The following is a 17,649-nucleotide window of genomic DNA, read 5'->3' on the forward strand; positions in this document are numbered from 1 at the left end:
ACCGGCCTTGCGGGTGACAGGCTTCGTGATGCGGCGCGGTGGTCAGGCCGGATCCGGCCGCGCCGATGTTGGTCCGGCAACTCGTCAGCGGATACGATCGTAGAGGCTTGCAGCGCCCACGTATGTCGCTGCAGTAACGGCCGCAGCCAAACAATTAGGAGACCTCTGTGTCAGCGCCCCAGAACATCACCCTCATCGTCGACGGCGAAGAGAACCAGGTGACCGAGGGCACGACGGGGGCTGACCTTTACGGCACCCGGCGGGAGGTCGTCGTCGTACGCGTGAATGGCGAGCTGAAGGACTTGGACCAGCCCATCCCGGCCGGCGCCAAGGTGGAAGCCGTGACCATCGATTCGGCCGACGGTTTGAATGTGCTGCGCCATTCCACCGCGCACGTGATGGCCCAGGCCGTGCAGCAGCTGCGCAAAGACTCCAAGCTTGGCATCGGTCCGTACATCACCGACGGCTTCTACTTCGATTTCGACGTCGATGAGCCCTTCACGCCTGAGGACCTGAAGCAGCTGGAAAAGATGATGCTCAAGATCGTCAATTCCAACCAGCGCTTCGTCCGCCGCACTGTCTCCGAGACCGAGGCGTTGGCCGAGATGGCCGGGGAACCGTACAAGGAAGAGCTGATCGGGCTCAAGGGCCACTCCGACGAGGCCGGCGAGGGAGCCAGCATCGAAGTTGGCGCCGGCGAGCTGACTATCTATGACAACGTCGACGCCAAGAGCGGCGAGGTGGTCTGGAAGGACCTCTGCCGCGGCCCGCACCTGCCGAACACCAAGTTGATCTCCAACGCCTACGCGTTGACCCGATCGGCGGCCGCATACTGGCGCGGCAACGAGAAGAACAAGCAGCTGCAGCGCATCTACGGCACCGCCTGGCCCACCAAGGACGATCTGAAGGCCTACCAGGAGCGGCTGGCTGAGGCCGAGCGTCGCGACCACCGCCGGCTGGGCGCCGAGCTGGACCTGTTCTCTTTCCCGGACGAGCTGGGTTCCGGCCTGCCCGTTTTCCACCCCAAGGGCGGCACCGTCCGCAAGGCGATGGAAGACTACTCGCGGCAGCGGCACACCGAAGCCGGCTACGAATTCGTCTACACCCCGCACATCACCAAGAGCAATCTGTACGAGGTCTCCGGCCACCTGGATTGGTACCGGGACGGCATGTTCCCCCCGATGCACGTGGACGAGACCCGGGACCCGGAGACCGGCGAGGTCGTCAAGCCCGGCCAGGACTACTACCTGAAGCCGATGAACTGCCCCATGCACAACCTGATCTTCCGTTCGCGCGGACGGTCCTACCGCGAACTGCCGCTGCGGCTGTTCGAGTTCGGTTCGGTCTATCGGTACGAGAAGTCCGGCGTGGTGCACGGGCTGACCCGGGTGCGCGGCATGACCCAGGACGACGCCCACATCTACTGCACCCGCGAGCAGATGAAGGACGAGCTGACCACCACGCTGAACTTCGTGCTGGACTTGCTCAAGGACTACGGGCTGGACGATTTCTTCCTGGAGCTTTCCACCAAGGATCCCGAAAAGTTTGTCGGCTCGGACGAGGTCTGGGACGAAGCCACCCGCACGCTGGCCGAGGTGGCCGAAGCGTCCGGCCTGGAACTGGTGCCGGATCCGGGCGGAGCAGCCTTCTACGGTCCGAAGATCTCGGTGCAGGCGCGGGACGCCATCGGCCGGACCTGGCAGATGTCCACCATCCAGCTGGACTTCAACCTGCCGGAACGCTTCGAGCTGGAGTACCAGGCTGCGGACGGCTCCCGGCAGCGGCCGGTGATGATCCACCGCGCGCTGTTCGGCTCGGTGGAGCGGTTTATGGGCCTGCTGATTGAGCACTACGCTGGCGCGTTCCCGGCCTGGCTCGCTCCGGTACAAGTTGTCGGCATTCCGGTGGCTGAGACCTTCAACGACTACATGCTGGAGATTGTGGCCAAGCTGCGGGCGCAGGGCGTCCGCGCGGAGGCCGATCTGGGGTCCGACCGCTTCCCGAAGAAGATCCGCACCGCCAGCAAGGACAAAGTACCCTTCGTGCTGATCGCCGGCGGCGAGGATGCCGAGGCCGGAGCCGTCTCCTTCCGCTTCCGCGACGGCAGCCAGGACAACGGCATCCCGGTGGACGAGGCAGTGTCCCGGATTGTGCAGGCTGTCGCCAGGCGCGGCAACTGACGATGGCCGGGACGACCAGCGAAGCCATGATGGGCCGGGCGGATGACGAGACAACGGACAGCTTCGAGCTGCCCGGCGTCCCGGATGCCTTCCAGCGGCTCTGGACGCCGCACCGGATGGCCTACGTCAAGGGCGGCCAGGGGCAGTTCAAGAACAAGGACGAGTGCCCGTTCTGCGTGGCGCCGGCCCGGCCGGACGAGGAATCGCTGATCGTCCACCGCGGCGAAACCGCCTATGTGGTGCTGAACCTGTTTCCGTACAACCCCGGCCACCTGCTGGTCTGCCCGTACCGCCATGTGCCCGACTACACGGACATCACCCCGGAAGAAACCGCGGAGTTCGCCGAGCTGACCCAGACGGCCATGCGCGTGTTGCGGAAGGTGGCGAACCCCAGCGGCTTCAACCTGGGCATGAACCAAGGCGAAGCCGGGGGAGCGGGCGTCGCGGCGCACCTGCACCAGCATGTGGTGCCGCGGTGGGGCGGCGACGGGAATTTCTTCCCGATCATCGCGCAAACCAAGGCGATCACCCAGACCCTGGACGAGGTCCGCAAGCAGGTAGCCGACGCCTGGCCCGCACGGTAACGCGGCGATGCTCAACAAATACGCGCGCGGATTCTTCGGCAAGCTCTTCACCCCGCTGGCCCGCATCCTGATCCGGATGGGTGTCTCGCCGGACGCCGTCACGATCATCGGCACGCTCGGGGTCTGTGTAGGGGCGCTGGTTTTCTACCCGCTGGGCGAGCTGTTCTGGGGCACAGTCTTTATCACCGCGTTCGTTTTCTCCGACATGGTGGACGGACTGATGGCCCGCATGCTGGAGCGGAGCAGCCGCTGGGGCAACTTCCTGGACTCCACCCTCGACCGGTTGGCCGACGGCGCGGTCTTCGCCGGCGTGGCCATCTGGTTCTTCACCGGGGGAGAGAATCCGGCCATCGCCGTGTTCGCGCTCGTGTGCCTGTTGCTGGGCTCGCTGGTCTCCTACGCCCGGGCCAAGGCCGAGTCGCTCGGCTGCACGGCCGCCGTCGGGTTTGCCGAACGGTCCGAGCGACTGGTTGCCGTCCTGGTCTTCACCGGCCTGACCGGTTTGGGCCTGCCGGAAATCGTCCTGCTGGTGGTCCTGGTGCTGCTGGCCGCCGCCAGCCTGGTGACCGTAATCCAGCGGATCATGGCCGTCTACCGGCAGACCCGGCTGGCTGCCTGACCGGCTGGCCGCCGCTCTGCAGGATGACGGCGGGAGGCGGGACTGCGACGCGAGGCTGGCCGCCGCCGTCGGGCGTTTTTGAAGGTTACGTCACCGGTGAGCCGGTTCACGGGCCCCGACGTATGATGAGATGTACGATTTCGACCGACTCCTAGGGGCTCTTAGTGTCCAGCAGTGAAGCAACGTCAACTCACGCCCCCGTGACCGGCAGCAGCCGGGTAAAGCGGGGCATGGCCGAGATGTTGAAGGGCGGCGTCATCATGGACGTCGTAACGCCCGATCAGGCCCGCATCGCCGAAGACGCCGGTGCCGTGGCCGTGATGGCTCTTGAGCGTGTTCCGGCGGATATCCGCGCGCAGGGCGGAGTGTCCCGGATGAGCGATCCGGACATGGTGGACGGCATCATCGAAGCCGTCTCGATCCCGGTGATGGCCAAGGCCCGCATCGGCCACTTCGTCGAGGCGCAGGTGCTGCAATCGCTCGGCGTCGACTACATCGACGAGTCCGAGGTGCTGACCCCGGCCGACTACACCAACCACATCGACAAGTGGAACTTCACCGTTCCGTTCGTCTGCGGTGCCACCAACCTGGGCGAGGCGCTGCGCCGGATCAACGAAGGCGCCGCGATGATCCGTTCCAAGGGCGAAGCAGGCACCGGCGACGTCTCCAACGCCACCGGCCACATGCGCCAGATCCGGTCCGAGATCAAGCGCCTGTCCGCGATGCCCGAAGACGAGCTGTACGTGGCGGCCAAGGAACTGCAGGCCCCGTACGAACTGGTCAAGGAGATCGCGCAGACCGGCAAGCTGCCGGTGGTGCTGTTCACCGCGGGCGGCATCGCCACCCCGGCCGACGCCGCCATGATGATGCAACTGGGCGCCGACGGCGTATTCGTCGGTTCCGGCATCTTCAAGTCCGGCAACCCGGCCGAGCGAGCCGCCGCGATCGTTAAGGCCACCACCTTCCACGACGACCCGGACGTCATCGCCAAGGTCTCCCGCGGCCTGGGCGAAGCAATGGTCGGCATCAACGTGGACGAAATCCCGCAGCCGCACCGCCTCGCCGAGCGCGGCTGGTAAGAACTAACGACGGCGAACGCCCGGTCCCGCACGAAGGTGCGGGACCGGGCGTTTGGCGTTAGAGGCCCTCGCCGCGCCCTGGATAGGGTCGCCGGGCAGAGGAGAGCTCTCGCCAAGCGTTCGGTGATCGTTTCATCGGCGCACGTCTTCCCGCAGGGACCACCCGGGGGGCGCGGCAAAAGCTTTTCGGAGCGAATTTGGTTCACTATTTCATCCTTGCCAGATGATGAGCACGCAGGTGTCCCGGCGGGAGACTGAAGTCACGGATGAATCCTGAGGCGATAGTGCCCGCCTGACGACAGCGCGCCTGAACGGAGCCAGCGATGACGGATCCAGGAATGACCGATGCCGAGGAGCTACGACGGCTGCGGGCCCGGGTGGCCGAGCTTGAGGCCGAACGTGTCCGTGCGCCGGGTGGCGCGCACGTCCCTGCCGAGGAACGGCATCGTTGGAGATCAATCGGCTCGGCGGTGCTGCTCACGCTGGCATGTGTGCTCGCTCCGATCTCGGTGGTGGGGGTATGGGCGGGCAGCGTGGTGTCCGACACCGACAGATATGTTGAAACCGTTAGTCCGCTGATCAACGACCCGTCTGTGCAGGCGGACCTGACCGACGCCGTCACCGAGGTCATCTTCACCCACGTGGATCTGAAGGCCGTCACCGACGAAGCGTTCAACGCGGTGTCAAACCTCGGGCTGCCTCCGCGAGCCCAAGCAGCGCTGACAGCCCTACAACAGCCAATGATCTCCGGGATCGAAAATTTCGTACACAGTCGTGTTCAGCAAACGATCAGCAGCCCGCAATTCGATACCGTCTGGGACCGCTCAAATGAAATCGCTCACCAGAACCTGGTGAAGTTGCTGGAAGGCAACCAGGGCGGAGCCATCAGCGCCCAGAACGACACGATCTCGGTCAATCTCGGGCCGATCATCGCGCAGGTGAAGGAGCGGCTCGTGGCCGAAGGGTTCGGCCTGGCGCAGAACATCCCCAACGTGAATACCTCCTACGAGCTGGTGCAGTCGGACGCCGTCACCCAAGCACAGAGCGCTTACCGAGTATTGAACGCACTCAGCATCTGGCTGCCGATCATCTTCGGCATCCTGTTCGTCGCGGGAGTGTTGGCCGCGCGTCACCGCGCCCGGGCCGTGATGTGGGGTGCGCTCGGCGTTGTGGCGGCGATGCTTGCACTGGGGATTGCCCTGGCGGTGGCCCGCATCGCTTACCTTCAGGCGCTGCCGGGCGTGGTGCTGTCGCGGGATTCGGCGGGGCTGGTCTACGACACCCTGGTGCGCTTCCTGCGTGACTCACTGCGCCTCACTGCGGTGATTGCGTTGGTGGTGGCCATAGCCGCGTACTTCACCGGCACCTCCGCCTCCGCCGTGCGGGCGCGTGCCTCAGCGTCTCGGGGGATCGCCCGCCTGCGCGGATCGGCGGAGTCGGCGGGCATGCGCACCGGCGGGGTGGGTAACTGGATTTACCGGTACAAGCGGCTGCTCTGGATCGCCACGGTCATCGTCGGCGGCCTGGTGCTCGTCTTCTGGTCAGAGCCCACGATCGGCGTGGTCATCACGATAGCGATCATCGTGGTGGTCGTGATCGCGATCATCGAGTTCATCGGGACTCCGCCAGCGGGGTCGATGGCCTCTCCCGAGGCCTCCGACGAAGTACCGGTTCCGCCGAACCCCTGACCATTCCCATCGGCCCGCTGATGATCGGCCGAGCCTAGCCGGCCCGAGGCTTTGGGGACCTCAACAGAACTGGCGACCCACGTCGTCGTGCTCTGCCGACGGAGCCGCACATCAATGCCCCGCCGACCGGCGCCACACGTCGTCGTGCCCTGCCGACCAGGGTCGGCAGGGCACGGTTTTGGGCGACGAGCGGGTCAGCCCGCTCGTTTCAGCCGGCCAGGATTTTAGCCTTCTGAGCCTCGAATTCCGCCTCGGACAGCAGTCCCTGCGCTTTGAGATCGCCCAAAGTCTTGAGCCGCTCCAATGGATCGGCGGCCGGCGCCGCTGCTTGCGCGGAGGCTGTCTCATACTGTGGCTGCACGTACGCCTGTTGTGGCTGCGCGTACTGCTGTTGTTGCTGTTGCTCATATTGCTGGTGCTCATACTGCTGCTGTTCCTGAGCGTCCCAGCGCGACTGCTGGCGGCGCTGCACTCGACCGCTCACAGCCGTAGCTGTACCGGCGACTACTGCCGTGCGTGCCACTCCTCGTAACAGTCCCATATCTGCGTCCTCCTCAGACCGTCGAATCGGATTCCAACGAGTCCAACGCGGCCATGACATCCTCAGCCGGAATGCGCGCACTCGCGACGACGTCTCCGCCGGCGTCGCGTGCTGCGGTAATAAAAGGAATCGCCCACAGATTCTCGTAGACGATGAGCGCCGCGACGGTACCAGGTTCCATCGCCGAAGCTGCTTCGGCGATCTCATCGTCGCCCAGGAGACCCGAGCGGACCGAGGCAAGGGACGCGAATCCTTCCAAGCCCTCGGTAACGTCTTCTGTCAGCTCGACGCCCGAGCTGGAACCGTCCGCGTCTTTCCTAATGATCATGAGGTCGTAGACCCAGACCACCTTCCGATTAATCAGGTCCATCAGGGCCGCAACGGTGGCGCCGCTGCCCGTCTTGTCCACTGGAAACTCGATCAACACGAAGTCGATGGGGCCGTGCACTTCTCTTGTTGCCACGAACATCACCCTTGCAATCTGATTGGCCAACCAAGACCTGGCCAGAGTAGTTTTCCCTGCACGGCCGGGGCATCACCCCGGCCGAATGATCCTGGCCCCCGGCGGTCGAGGAGGCCCTCTGCCGACCCCTGGACTCCTTCGATAGTTGGGCGTCGTCCAACGAACCCACCCACGCCTCGATACCGAACCAGCGGCTTCAGGACTGGGTGGCGTAACGCAGGTCGCGGGGATGAGCCATGACCGCCCAGATGATGACCACGTCGAGGACGATGATAATGGCGCCCCACAACGGGTAATACGGGAGCCACATGAAATTCAGGATCGCGCTGAGCGCTGCCAGCACTACCGCCAGAATCCGAGCCCACATGGCACCCCGGAACAAGAAAATCCCACCGAGCACCAAAAGCACTCCGCCGAGCAGGTGGATCCAGCCCCACGAAGTCAGGTCGAACCTGTAAATGTACTCCTCACCGGCCACGTAGAACTGATCGTTGAACAGCGCCACGAGTGCCTGGACTATGTGAAAGGCCCCAGCCACGATCATGATGATCCCTGCGAAGAGGATCGTCCCCGCGGCCCCAACGTTGTAATCCGGGTCGACGGATCGCCCCGGACCGGTGGTCCGCCCAGCTGTATCGCTTGCCATGGTGGTCCTCCCTCAAGCGGTGCACCGGTGGCGACTCGGTTATGTCACCGGACACCCGGCCCACCCTCAGCAAGTCTTCACCGGCCCCGGCTGAGTTTCCTCATCCTTTCTGGGTGATCCTGATGGCACCCATGCGCCGTATTTTGGGGCCTAGCGGCCGAATTTTTCAGGCGATGACGGGACATGGACATGACTGAGCCGACTGCTCGAACCCGGACGCGGGGAGTGTTGCTCCCCCTTGCACTCGCGCAATTCATCTGCAGCTTCGCTGGCTCGAACATGAACGTGATGATCAACGACATGAGCGAGGACCTTGACACCACTGTGCAGGGCATCCAAGTCGCGATCACTATCTTCCTGCTGGTCATGGCCGCGTTAATGATTCCCGGTGGCAAACTCACCGACCGCTACGGCCGCAAGCGGCTGTTCCTGCTCGGGCTCATGGTGTATGGCGTCGGCGCACTGATCAGTGCGATCGCGCCGGGACTCCCCGTGCTGATCTTGGGCAACTCCATCCTTGAGGGCATCGGCACCGCGCTCCTGATCCCGCCGGTCTACATCCTGACCACCATGCTGTTCCACGATCTGGGCTCCCGTGCCAAGGCATTCGGCGCTATCAGTGCTATGGGCGGCATCGGATCTGCGGCCGGTCCTTTGATCGGTGGCCTGATCACGTCCGCCATCAGTTGGCGCGCCGCGTTTGTCTTCCAGGCCCTCATCATTGTGGTGATCGTGCTGCTCAGCCGGAGCATCGAGGATCCGCTTCCGCCGGATCCGACCCGTGAGTTCGACGTGCGGGGTGCGGTCCTCTCTGCCGGAGGCCTCATCCTGATCGTCATGGGGATCCTGGCCGCAGACAACAGCCTCTTGCTGATGCTCACCCTGCTCGGTGCCGGCGTGCTGGTGCTGGTGGGATTCTTCGTGTCGGTGCGGGCAAAGGAGCGCTCTGGAAAGGAACCACTGCTGTCGCTCAGCCTTTTCCGCAACCGGACGTCGAACCTTGGGCTGATCACGCAGAACGCGCAGTGGCTGATGCTGCTGGGATTCTCCTTTGTGGTCGCCAGTTTCCTGCAGGTGGTACGGGGCTACAACGCCATCGAGACGGGCGTGATTTTCACCGCCGCAACGATCGGCCTGTTGGCGTCGTCGTTGGCGGCCGGACCGCTGTCGAAGAAGTTCGCCCAGCGGACACTTATCGTCACCGGATTCGCACTCACGGGCGCCGGCATGTTGCTTGGACTATGGATCGTGCAGGGCACGCAGGTCGCCTGGGCATTTGCGCCCGGATTGCTGCTCACGGGCCTGGGCGTCGGCCTGATGCTCACCCCCTCGGTGAACGTGGTGCAGTCGAGTTTTCCGGAGTCAAAGCAGGGCGAGATCTCTGGACTGTCCCGCAGCGTCTCCAACCTCGGCTCCTCTCTCGGGACGGCGATCGCGGGCACCATACTCGTAGCCGGCATCGCGTCCACTCCCGGCGCGAACTATGCGCTTTCGACGATTGTTCTGGTGGTTGTGGGCGTCATTGGCCTCGTCGCGGCGTTGTTCATTCCCCGCAAGATTCCGGCGCCGGTCGAAGAACCGGCGGGCTGACCCCGATCTCCATGTAGTGAAGTGCCGCGCATCTCGGAAGGTCTTCGCCCGTTCGGCAGGGAATCACGTAACCCGGCAGGTCAGCGCCAGTCCGGCCGTGCCGCCGTGTTCGAGGACAAGGGCCGGATTACACTGGCGGCATGATCGGAGGGGAGGCACGGGGGCGCGGCCCGGACCAGGGATGGGTACGGGCCACGATCCCGCTGGCCAAGAAGCTCGCTGCCCTGATGGTCGCGGCCCTGCTCATGGCCGGCTGTACCGGCGGGCCGAGCGGCGCAGACTCGGATCACGGCCGTCCGGCGGGAACCGAATCCGCAGCCGAGCCGGCCGGGCCGGACGCGTTGAGCGGCGCAGTGGGGAGCGGCGCCGCGGGGGAGGCACCGCCGTCGTCCTCCACCACGGGCCCCGTCCCGGAGGTGACGGCCGGCGCGGGTCCGGACTGTCCCGGAAAGCGCTGCGCCACCGTCGCGATGACCGGGGATCTGCTGCTGCATGAAGCGCTCTGGGAGCAGGCGGCCGCAGATGCCCGGCGGACGGGCAAGCGGGGCCTGGACTTCGAACCCATTCTGGCCGCCCAGCAGCGATACCTGGACACCGCCGACCTTGCGATCTGCCAGTTGGAAACGCCGCTGGCGGAAGAAGGCGGCCCGTATTCCGGCTATCCGGCGTTCAATGCACCGCCGCAGATCCTCGATGCCGCGACCGCAGTGGGCTACGACGCCTGCACCACCGCGAGCAACCACACGTTCGACTACGGCAGCGCCGGCCTGGAACGGACCCTGGCCTCGCTCGACGCCCGCGGCCTGGCACACACCGGGTCCTATCGCAGCGAAGCCGAGTCCGGCGACGTGCTGATCCTGGACACTCCGGCCGCGCGTGTAGCCGTCATTACCGGCGCGTTCTCGCTGAACGGATTGGTGCCGGACGCACCGTGGCAGGTGGACATGCTGGATCCGCAGGTGATGATCGCCAAGGCCAAACAGGCCCGGGCGGACGGCGCGGAGATCGTGCTGGGCGCCATCCATGCCGGGGACGAATACACGGACTACGCCAACCCGCAACAGCAGCAGATGGCCCATGCTTTGGCCGACAGCGGCGAATTCTCGCTGATTTACGGACACCACAGCCACTCGGTTCAGCCGATGGAACGCTACAACGGCAGCTGGATTGTCTACGGGCTGGGCAACACCATCGCAGCCCACGCAACGCCCAACATCCTCAACACCGAGGGGCTGATGGTTCGCGCGCAATTTGCGCAGCATGACGACGGCGGATCCTGGGAGGTAGCGCGGCTTGACTGGCTGCCGGCCACGTTCGCCGGTCCAGAGCATCGCTGGTGCCCGGTCTCGGCCGATGCCTTGGAGGCGGCTGCAGAGTCGGGGGAGTGGTGCGTCTCCGAAGCGGCGGATGCGGACAGCCGGGACCGGACCAAGGTGACCGTCGAGTCGATGGGTGCCGCCGGCGACGTCGCCCGTGAATGGCTGCTGGGCGACGAGTGAGGACTTGAACGCAGGCCGAGCGTCCCGTTATCGACTGGGTGCAAAGATCCCGGCCATGAGCCTTAGCGAGGCCGCGCCGCCGCCTCGGTCCGGGCCTCTGCCTCATGTGGAATGTCCAGCTGCACATCGTTGAAGCTGCCGTAACGCCGTTCTGCCGCGTGCCGGATCAGGTAGTCGGCCACGGCCGGGTTCTTGGGCAGCAGAGATCCGTGCAGGTAGGTGGCAATGACGTTGTGGTAGCGGGCGCCCTCGGTTCCGTCCGTGCCGTTGTTTCCGTCGCCCTTGGTCACCCGGCCGAACGGCTGGACCTCGGCACCCAGTGTGGTCAGGCCGCTGTGGTTCTCGTAGCCGATGATGGTGCCGAACTCGTCGCTTTCGAGCACCGTGTTGCCGATCAGCCGGGTGGGTCCGCCAACGGTTTCGGCATCCAGCAGCCCGATGCCGGTGATCACCTCGCCGGTGTGGGTGGTGAACCGGTGGCCGAACAGTTGGTAGAGGCCGCACACTGCCAGCATGGGCAGGCCGTCGTCGGCCAGTTCGCGGAGCCTGCCGCCCTGGGCCAGCAGATCTGACTGGATCTTGTTCTGGCCCGAGTCCTGGCCGCCGCCGCCCACCAGCAGGTCAACCTGCTCGGGAAACGGGTCTCCGGGGTTGTACTCATGCAGCCGCACGTCATAACCGCGCAGCGCCAGCCGCTTTCGCAGGACCAGGATGTTGCCCCAGTCGCCGTAAATGTTCATGTCCCGCGGGTACAGCTGGAGCAGGTCGATCACGGGTGCGTCCATCAGGAGACCACTTCCACTTCGGTCAGTTTGCCCAGCTCGCGCCGCAGCGCCAGCATGGCGGTGTAGGTGCAGTAGATGCGCTTGGGCGTATCGGGATCGTCGGCGATGAACCGGTGCAGCGATGCATTCAGGTCCGTGTCAACGCGTCCCACGGGAACGTCCTCGTAGAAGAGGCGCAGTCCCATGTCCTGGGCCCGGACACCGCTGACCTCGGCCACGCCGGTCTCGCGCAGCGAATCGAAGTCCACGTCCCAGAGCCAGGACATGTCCCGGCCGTCGGCGTAGTTGTCGTTGATCGCAATCATGGTCCGGGTGCCCGCAGCCGGGAACGACTTCAGCGCGAGCCGGAAGCCAGCCGGGTTCTTCACCAGGACCAGATCCAGCGGCTGGCCGTTGACGGTGAGTGACTCTCCGCGCCCGAATGCCGGCGTGACGTTCGCCAGCGACGCCAGCAGCGCCGGTTCGTCCACGGCGGGACCGAGCACGGTGCGCGCCAGCACCAGCGCCGCGGCGGCGTTGAACACGTTGTAGACGCCGGTCAGTTTCAGTTCCACCTCGATCCCGCGTCCGTCCACCTGGAAGGTGGCGGCGGAACCTTCGCAAGCGGACAGCACGACGTCGGCGCGTGGCCCCTCGGGCTGGACTCCACCGGTTGCGGCGGCCTCGGACCCGGGAACGACGGCGGCTACGGCGTTCCGCATCTCGTCGTCGTGCGGGAACATGTGGCGCAGTTGCGGGGCCAGGCCGAAGTACTCGACCCGGGGCGCGGCCACGGCGGTGGCCAAGGCCAGAATGCGTGGATCTTCGCGGTTGAGCACCACGGCGTCGGTGGTGGCTGCGGCGATCTGGCGGAGGAAACCCGCCGTTGTCTCAATCTCGCCAAAACGGTCCAGCTGGTCCCGCATGACGTTGAGCAGCAGGCTGTAGCGCGGCCGAACTAGTTTGACGAAGTGCACGGCGTGGGCTTCGTCCAGTTCCAGCACCGCGATGTCCGCGTCGAGCCGGCCGCGGGCGTCCGAATCGCCCAATACCGAAGCCACTACTCCGCGGGTGAAGTTGCTGCCGGTGCGGTTGGTGAACACCTTCAGGCCCTGGCCCTGCAGCAGTTCCACCACCATTTTGGTGGTGGTGGTCTTGCCGTTCGTCCCGCTGATCACGACGACGCCGCGCGGCAGCTTGCCGAGGGTGCGGGGCAGGAACCGCGGATCGATTTTCTCGGCCACCAGGCCGGGCAGCGCGGAGCCGCCGCCGCGGAGCCTGGCTACCGCCTTCACGGCCTTTCCGGCAACGGTCGCAAGGAGGTGTCGCATGAGTAGAGACTATACAAGCCGACGGCACCACCCCGCCGTCGTCCGCGGTGGGTTGTGGCGTGCCGCACAGCAGCGGCCGGCGCGGTTTAACACCGCAGGACCGGTTGGTATTACTGTTTTTCCGTACGGCCGCCACGCGCGCGGCCCGATACCGAATCCGAGGAACCTTCACCGTGGTCACGATTGGTGTGCTCGCCCTGCAGGGCGATGTCCGCGAACACATATCCGCCCTGGAACACAGCGGCGCCGCAGCGATGCCGGTGCGCCGGCCGGGCGAACTGGATGCCGTGGACGGGCTGGTCATACCCGGCGGGGAATCCACAACGATCGACAAGCTCACCCGGATTTTCGAGTTGGCCGATCCGCTGAAGAAGCGGATCGAGGCGGGGATGCCCGTCTACGGCTCCTGCGCGGGCATGATCATGCTGGCCCAGGAGATCGCGGATCCCGCCACCGACCTCAAGGGCGAGCCCCAGCAGACCCTCGGCGGCCTCGACATTACCGTGCGGCGGAACGCCTTCGGCCGGCAGCGTGAGTCGTTTGAAACGGATCTGGACTTCCGCGGGCTGGAGTTCAGCGCACCGTCCCCGGACCAGGATCCGGCGCCTGTGCACGCCGTTTTCATCCGTGCGCCCTGGGTGGAACGGGTGGGCGACGGTGTGGAGGTCCTGGCCACGGTGGAACCCTCGGAAGCGTCCCACACGGGAACTTTGCACGGGACAGCTAGAATTGTGGCAGTGCGTTCGCGGCATTTGCTGGCGACTTCTTTCCACCCGGAGGTGACGGGGGAGCGCCGCATCCACGAACTATTCATCCGCATCGTCAGAGGAGAGGCCTAAGCATGTCCGGACACTCTAAGTGGGCGACCACCAAGCACAAGAAGGCCGTGATCGACGCTCGGCGCGCCAAGTCGTTCGCGAAGCTGATCAAGAACATCGAGGTAGCGGCACGCGCCGGCGGCGCCGATATGTCCGGAAACCCCGGGCTGGAACTGGCCGTCCAGAAGGCCAAGAAGACTTCGGTGCCCAACGACAACATCGACCGCGCCATCAAGCGCGGCGCCGGCCTCACCGGCGAAACCATCGACTACACCGAAATCATCTACGAAGCCCGCGGACCGCAGGGCTCCGCCGTGCTGATCGAGTGCTTGACCGACAACAAGAACCGCGCCGCCTCCGAGGTGCGCCTGGCTATCACCCGTAACGGCGGCACCGTGGCCGACCCCGGATCGGTCTCCTACATGTTCGCCCGCAAGGGTGTGGTGTCCTTGCCCAAGAACGAGCTCACCGAGGACGACCTGCTGATGGCCGTGCTGGACGCCGGCGCCGAGGAAGTCAAGGAACAAGGCGAGAACTTCGAGGTCCACTCCGACCCGACTGACCTGCGCGCCGTGGTGGCAGGCCTGGAAGAAGCCGGCATCGAGTATGAAACGGATGAAATCGAGTTCGTCTCCTCAATGGCCGTGGAGCTCGACGCCGATGCTGCGCGGAAGTTCCTGAAGCTGGTCGACGCCCTGGAGGACCTCGACGACGTGCAGAACGTCTACTCCAACGCCGACATCAGCCAGGACGTTCTCGCCGAACTCGAGAACGACTGATCCCGGGCAGAGCGTCGGCGACCGCCTTGCGCGTACTGGGCGTGGACCCCGGCCTGACCCGGTGCGGCCTGGGCGTGGTCGACGTCGAGCCGAACCGCCGCTCCACCCTGGTGGAAGTAGGCGTCGTCGGGACCACTCCGGACATGCCGCTGGAACTGCGGCTGCTGAAGATTGCCGAGACCATCGACGAATGGCTTGATGCCCACGCCCCTGACGTGCTCGCCGTCGAACGCGTCTTCAGCCAGACCAATGTCAGCACGGTGATGGGTACGGCGCAGGCGTCCGGCGTGGTGATGACCGCAGCAGCGCGGCGGGGGATCGCCGTCGCGCTGCACACACCCACCGAGGTGAAGGCCGCGGTCACCGGCAACGGGCAAGCGGACAAGGCGGCCGTGACGAAAATGGTGACCCGGATCCTTCGGCTGGACACTCCGCCGCGTCCGGCCGATGCCGCCGATGCGCTGGCGTTGGCGATCACGCACGCGTGGCGCGGCGGCGCAGCGAAGCCGGCCGCGGGCGGCGGCATGACGGCTGCCCAGAGGCTCTGGGCGGAAGCCGAAGCAAAGGCCAAGCGCAACCGCCGCTGAGTCGACCGGTGCGGCCCGGCGCGAAGGCTGCCAAGGGGCGTGGCGGTTGCCGGTAATGTCGGCGCCGCCCCGTAAGCTATTCGTAAATATGTTCGGACAATCCCTCCCGTGCTCGGGTCCGGGAAGCGGGCTCCGGACAGCAGCCAGTGCCGGAAGTGGGAGTTGGATCATGATTAGCTCGTTGCGCGGCGTCGTCGCCCAGGTGGGGTTGAACTCGGCCGTGATCGACGTCAATGGATTCGGCATGCTCGTCCAGGCGACGCCGCAGACCCTTGGCACGCTGTTCGTCGGCCGGGAAGCCCAGTTGGCCACCACCATGATTGTGCGCGAAGACTCCATGACGCTGTACGGGTTCGAGGACGCCGCGCAGCGGGAAGTATTCGAGACCCTCATCTCGGTCAGCGGCGTTGGCCCGCGGCTGGGCCTGGCGGCGCTGTCGGTGCACTCGCCCGAAGCCCTGCGGATTGCCGCCGCGGACGGCGACAACAAGGCGTTCAGTAAGGTGCCCGGCATCGGGCCGAAGCTCGCCGGCAGGATCGTGCTGGAACTGGCCGGCAAGCTGGTGCCGACCGGCGAAGTGGCTCCGCAGCAGGCTGCCGGCTGGAAGGGCCAGGTGCAGCAGGCGCTCTCCGGCCTGGGCTGGTCGGACAAGGACGCCGCGGCCGCCGTGGACACCACCGCCGAGGAGAATCCGGAGGCAGCCGCCGCCGGCCAGGTGGGCGACCTGCTGCGGCTGACGCTGCGGCGGCTGGGCCAGGACGGTGCCCGGACCGGCTCGGCGCGGCGCCCTGCGGGAGTGAAGTAGCGTGCTCGAGGACACCGGGGAGAGCCGGTTGGTCTCCACCGCCTCGGAGGCCGAAGAGCGGGCCGTCGAATCAGCGCTGCGGCCCAAGAACCTGGATGATTTCGTGGGTCAGGCGAGAGTCCGGCAGCAGCTGTCGCTGGTGCTGGAAGCCTCCCGGATCCGCGAGCGGACGGCCGATCATGTCCTGCTGTCCGGTCCGCCCGGGCTGGGCAAGACCACGCTGGCGATGATCATCGCCGCGGAGATGAACGCGCCGCTCCGGATCAGCTCCGGTCCGGCGATCCAGCACGCCGGCGACCTGGCGGCGATCCTGTCCTCGTTGACCGAAGGGGAGATCCTCTTCCTCGACGAGATCCACCGGATGTCGCGTCCGGCGGAGGAAATGCTGTACATGGCCATGGAAGACTTCCGGGTGGACATCGTGGTGGGCAAGGGCGCCGGCGCCACAGCCATCCCGCTTGATCTGCCCCCGTTCACGCTGGTCGGTGCCACCACCCGGGCCGGGCTGCTCCCAGGTCCGCTGCGCGACCGGTTCGGGTTCACCGGGCACCTGGAGTTCTACGCGGTCGAAGAGCTGGAACTGGTGCTCCGCCGCTCGGCGATGCTGTTGGACCTGAAGGTGAGCTCAGCAGGGTTCTCGGAGATTGCCGGCCGCTCCCGCGGCACGCCCCGCATCGCCAACCGTCTGCTCCGCCGGGTCCGGGACTGGGCATTGGTTCACAAGATCGACGAAATCGATTCCCGGGCGGCAGCGGCTGCGCTGGACATGTACGAGGTCGACGAGCGCGGCCTGGACCGGCTGGACCGTTCGGTGCTGACCGCGCTGATCACCAAGTTCGGTGGCGGACCGGTCGGCCTGTCCACGCTGGCCATTGCTGTCGGTGAGGAGACCGAGACAGTAGAGACAGTGGCCGAACCGTACTTGGTCCGGGAAGGGTTGCTGGGCCGGACGCCGCGCGGGCGGATCGCCACTGCTGCCGCCTGGCGGCATCTGGGGCTGGCGGTGCCGGATCATCTGGCCGCGGGACAGACCGGGGACCTGCTCGCGGAACTGCTGGAACCGGACACGGATTTCGCCGATAACTGAAGTGGCCGTGTAAGCGCGGTCACCGCGTAGAATGGTAGGAACGTGCGGAGTGCGCCGTTCCGTGAGGAACACGGCAGGCTGCGTATACGGTCCGGAATCTCCTGCCGGTCCGCCCCAGACTTCTAGGACGGAAATTTCCTGTGTTCGTAAATCTCTTCGCTGCTACCAATACCCAGCAGCAGTCCGGCGGTGGCATCGATGTGATGACCATCGGCCTGTTCGCTGTTTTCGCGCTGCTGATCTTCTTCATGTTCCGCAAGCAGAAGAAGGTCCAGGCCCAGATGCGCGAAAAGACTGAGCGTCTCAAGGAACAGATGGTTCCCGGCACCGAGGTGATGACCCAGTTCGGTCTCTTCGGCACCGTCGTTTCCGTCGACGCCGACAACAACAAGGTGGTCCTCGAACTGTCTCCGGGCAACACCGCCACGGTGCACACGCAGGCAGTAAACGAAGTGGTGACGCCGGAGACCCCCGAGGTCCCGGACGATGCCTCTTCGCTGACCGCTGAGCAGGCCGACCGGCCGGAGGAAACCGCCGAGGAGACCCTGAAGCGCCTCAACGAAGAGCAGAACAAAGACACCAAGTAGGC

At 65.7% G+C, this 17,649-nt stretch carries 18 protein-coding genes; 13 read left to right on the top strand and 5 right to left on the bottom strand.

Annotated elements, in window-relative coordinates:
* The first annotated feature begins 167 nt into the window (after nt 1-167).
* The 5 genes from thrS to ACWF5H_RS05750 all read left to right on the top strand — a co-directional run bounded on the left by thrS (nt 168) and on the right by ACWF5H_RS05750 (nt 6,150).
* Nucleotides 168-2,180 carry a threonine--tRNA ligase gene (gene thrS, locus ACWF5H_RS05730; protein ID WP_452035504.1) on the top strand — a complete coding sequence of 671 codons (2,013 nt, stop codon included), beginning with the start codon at nt 168-170 and terminating at the stop codon, nt 2,178-2,180.
* A 2-nt stretch (nt 2,181-2,182) separates the two neighbouring features.
* A complete protein-coding gene (locus ACWF5H_RS05735) occupies nt 2,183-2,764 on the top strand; it encodes an HIT family protein (RefSeq protein WP_452035506.1) in 582 nt (193 codons plus the stop codon).
* A 7-nt stretch (nt 2,765-2,771) separates the two neighbouring features.
* Nucleotides 2,772-3,383 (top strand): phosphatidylinositol phosphate synthase, encoded by a 612-nt coding sequence (gene pgsA / locus ACWF5H_RS05740; RefSeq protein WP_452035507.1) that lies wholly within the window; start codon nt 2,772-2,774, stop codon nt 3,381-3,383.
* A 164-nt stretch (nt 3,384-3,547) separates the two neighbouring features.
* Nucleotides 3,548-4,462 (top strand): pyridoxal 5'-phosphate synthase lyase subunit PdxS, encoded by a 915-nt coding sequence (pdxS, locus tag ACWF5H_RS05745; RefSeq protein ID WP_127512691.1) that lies wholly within the window; start codon nt 3,548-3,550, stop codon nt 4,460-4,462.
* A 338-nt stretch (nt 4,463-4,800) separates the two neighbouring features.
* Entirely contained in the window at nt 4,801-6,150 is a 1,350-nt protein-coding gene (locus tag ACWF5H_RS05750; protein ID WP_452035509.1) for a hypothetical protein, read from the top strand.
* 208 nt (nt 6,151-6,358) lie between these two features.
* Here ACWF5H_RS05750 and ACWF5H_RS05755 read toward each other — a convergent pair whose 3' ends face one another.
* The 3 genes from ACWF5H_RS05755 to ACWF5H_RS05765 all read right to left on the bottom strand — a co-directional run bounded on the left by ACWF5H_RS05755 (nt 6,359) and on the right by ACWF5H_RS05765 (nt 7,800).
* On the bottom strand, nt 6,359-6,622 hold the full coding sequence (locus tag ACWF5H_RS05755; RefSeq protein ID WP_452035511.1) for an SHOCT domain-containing protein: 264 nt from the start codon (nt 6,620-6,622) through the stop codon (nt 6,359-6,361).
* Between the two features lie 82 nt (nt 6,623-6,704).
* Entirely contained in the window at nt 6,705-7,154 is a 450-nt protein-coding gene (locus tag ACWF5H_RS05760; protein WP_452035512.1) for a DUF6325 family protein, read from the bottom strand.
* Between the two features lie 196 nt (nt 7,155-7,350).
* Nucleotides 7,351-7,800, bottom strand: a complete 450-nt coding sequence (locus tag ACWF5H_RS05765; RefSeq protein ID WP_452035514.1) for a DUF7144 family membrane protein — start codon at nt 7,798-7,800, stop codon at nt 7,351-7,353.
* 189 nt (nt 7,801-7,989) lie between these two features.
* Here ACWF5H_RS05765 and ACWF5H_RS05770 point away from each other — a divergent pair, with 189 nt between their 5' ends.
* On the top strand, nt 7,990-9,390 hold the full coding sequence (locus tag ACWF5H_RS05770) for an MFS transporter (RefSeq protein WP_452035516.1): 1,401 nt from the start codon (nt 7,990-7,992) through the stop codon (nt 9,388-9,390).
* 140 nt (nt 9,391-9,530) lie between these two features.
* Nucleotides 9,531-10,889, top strand: coding sequence for a CapA family protein (locus ACWF5H_RS05775; protein WP_452035518.1), 1,359 nt, complete (start codon nt 9,531-9,533; stop codon nt 10,887-10,889).
* Between the two features lie 62 nt (nt 10,890-10,951).
* Here ACWF5H_RS05775 and ACWF5H_RS05780 read toward each other — a convergent pair whose 3' ends face one another.
* Together ACWF5H_RS05780 and ACWF5H_RS05785 are read right to left on the bottom strand one after the other, a co-directional pair.
* Nucleotides 10,952-11,674, bottom strand: a complete 723-nt coding sequence (locus tag ACWF5H_RS05780) for a type 1 glutamine amidotransferase (RefSeq protein ID WP_452035520.1) — start codon at nt 11,672-11,674, stop codon at nt 10,952-10,954.
* A complete protein-coding gene (locus ACWF5H_RS05785; protein ID WP_452035522.1) occupies nt 11,674-12,984 on the bottom strand; it encodes a MurT ligase domain-containing protein in 1,311 nt (436 codons plus the stop codon). Before ACWF5H_RS05785 ends, ACWF5H_RS05780 begins: the two co-directional genes overlap by 1 nt.
* Before the next feature lie 155 nt (nt 12,985-13,139).
* Between ACWF5H_RS05785 and pdxT the strand changes: the two genes are divergently transcribed.
* The 6 genes from pdxT to yajC all read left to right on the top strand — a co-directional run bounded on the left by pdxT (nt 13,140) and on the right by yajC (nt 17,647).
* Entirely contained in the window at nt 13,140-13,823 is a 684-nt protein-coding gene (gene pdxT / locus ACWF5H_RS05790) for a pyridoxal 5'-phosphate synthase glutaminase subunit PdxT (protein ID WP_452036047.1), read from the top strand.
* Between the two features lie 2 nt (nt 13,824-13,825).
* Nucleotides 13,826-14,581 (top strand): YebC/PmpR family DNA-binding transcriptional regulator, encoded by a 756-nt coding sequence (locus ACWF5H_RS05795; protein ID WP_364647283.1) that lies wholly within the window; start codon nt 13,826-13,828, stop codon nt 14,579-14,581.
* Between the two features lie 26 nt (nt 14,582-14,607).
* Nucleotides 14,608-15,168, top strand: a complete 561-nt coding sequence (gene ruvC / locus ACWF5H_RS05800) for a crossover junction endodeoxyribonuclease RuvC (RefSeq protein ID WP_364647286.1) — start codon at nt 14,608-14,610, stop codon at nt 15,166-15,168.
* Nucleotides 15,169-15,337: 169 nt separating this feature from the next.
* On the top strand, nt 15,338-15,973 hold the full coding sequence (gene ruvA, locus ACWF5H_RS05805) for a Holliday junction branch migration protein RuvA (protein ID WP_452035524.1): 636 nt from the start codon (nt 15,338-15,340) through the stop codon (nt 15,971-15,973).
* A gap of 1 nt (nt 15,974) precedes the next feature.
* On the top strand, nt 15,975-17,060 hold the full coding sequence (gene ruvB / locus ACWF5H_RS05810; protein ID WP_452035526.1) for a Holliday junction branch migration DNA helicase RuvB: 1,086 nt from the start codon (nt 15,975-15,977) through the stop codon (nt 17,058-17,060).
* Nucleotides 17,061-17,200: 140 nt separating this feature from the next.
* On the top strand, nt 17,201-17,647 hold the full coding sequence (gene yajC, locus ACWF5H_RS05815; protein WP_364647292.1) for a preprotein translocase subunit YajC: 447 nt from the start codon (nt 17,201-17,203) through the stop codon (nt 17,645-17,647).
* Nucleotides 17,648-17,649: the final 2 nt, after the last annotated feature.

Source organism: Arthrobacter sp. NPDC055138 (genome assembly GCF_053607305.1).

Excerpts from the sequence above, each read along its gene's own strand:
- ACWF5H_RS05735 (WP_452035506.1), top strand. The coding sequence starts at position 2,183 with ATGGCCGGGACGACCAGCGAAGCCATGATGGGCCGGGCGGATGACGAG.
- pgsA (WP_452035507.1), top strand. The coding sequence starts at position 2,772 with ATGCTCAACAAATACGCGCGCGGATTCTTCGGCAAGCTCTTCACCCCG.
- ACWF5H_RS05750 (WP_452035509.1), top strand. The coding sequence starts at position 4,801 with ATGACCGATGCCGAGGAGCTACGACGGCTGCGGGCCCGGGTGGCCGAG.
- ACWF5H_RS05765 (WP_452035514.1), bottom strand. The coding sequence starts at position 7,800 with ATGGCAAGCGATACAGCTGGGCGGACCACCGGTCCGGGGCGATCCGTC.
- ACWF5H_RS05770 (WP_452035516.1), top strand. The coding sequence starts at position 7,990 with ATGACTGAGCCGACTGCTCGAACCCGGACGCGGGGAGTGTTGCTCCCC.
- ACWF5H_RS05775 (WP_452035518.1), top strand. The coding sequence starts at position 9,531 with ATGATCGGAGGGGAGGCACGGGGGCGCGGCCCGGACCAGGGATGGGTA.
- ACWF5H_RS05780 (WP_452035520.1), bottom strand. The coding sequence starts at position 11,674 with ATGGACGCACCCGTGATCGACCTGCTCCAGCTGTACCCGCGGGACATG.
- ACWF5H_RS05785 (WP_452035522.1), bottom strand. The coding sequence starts at position 12,984 with ATGCGACACCTCCTTGCGACCGTTGCCGGAAAGGCCGTGAAGGCGGTA.
- ACWF5H_RS05795 (WP_364647283.1), top strand. The coding sequence starts at position 13,826 with ATGTCCGGACACTCTAAGTGGGCGACCACCAAGCACAAGAAGGCCGTG.
- ruvA (WP_452035524.1), top strand. The coding sequence starts at position 15,338 with ATGATTAGCTCGTTGCGCGGCGTCGTCGCCCAGGTGGGGTTGAACTCG.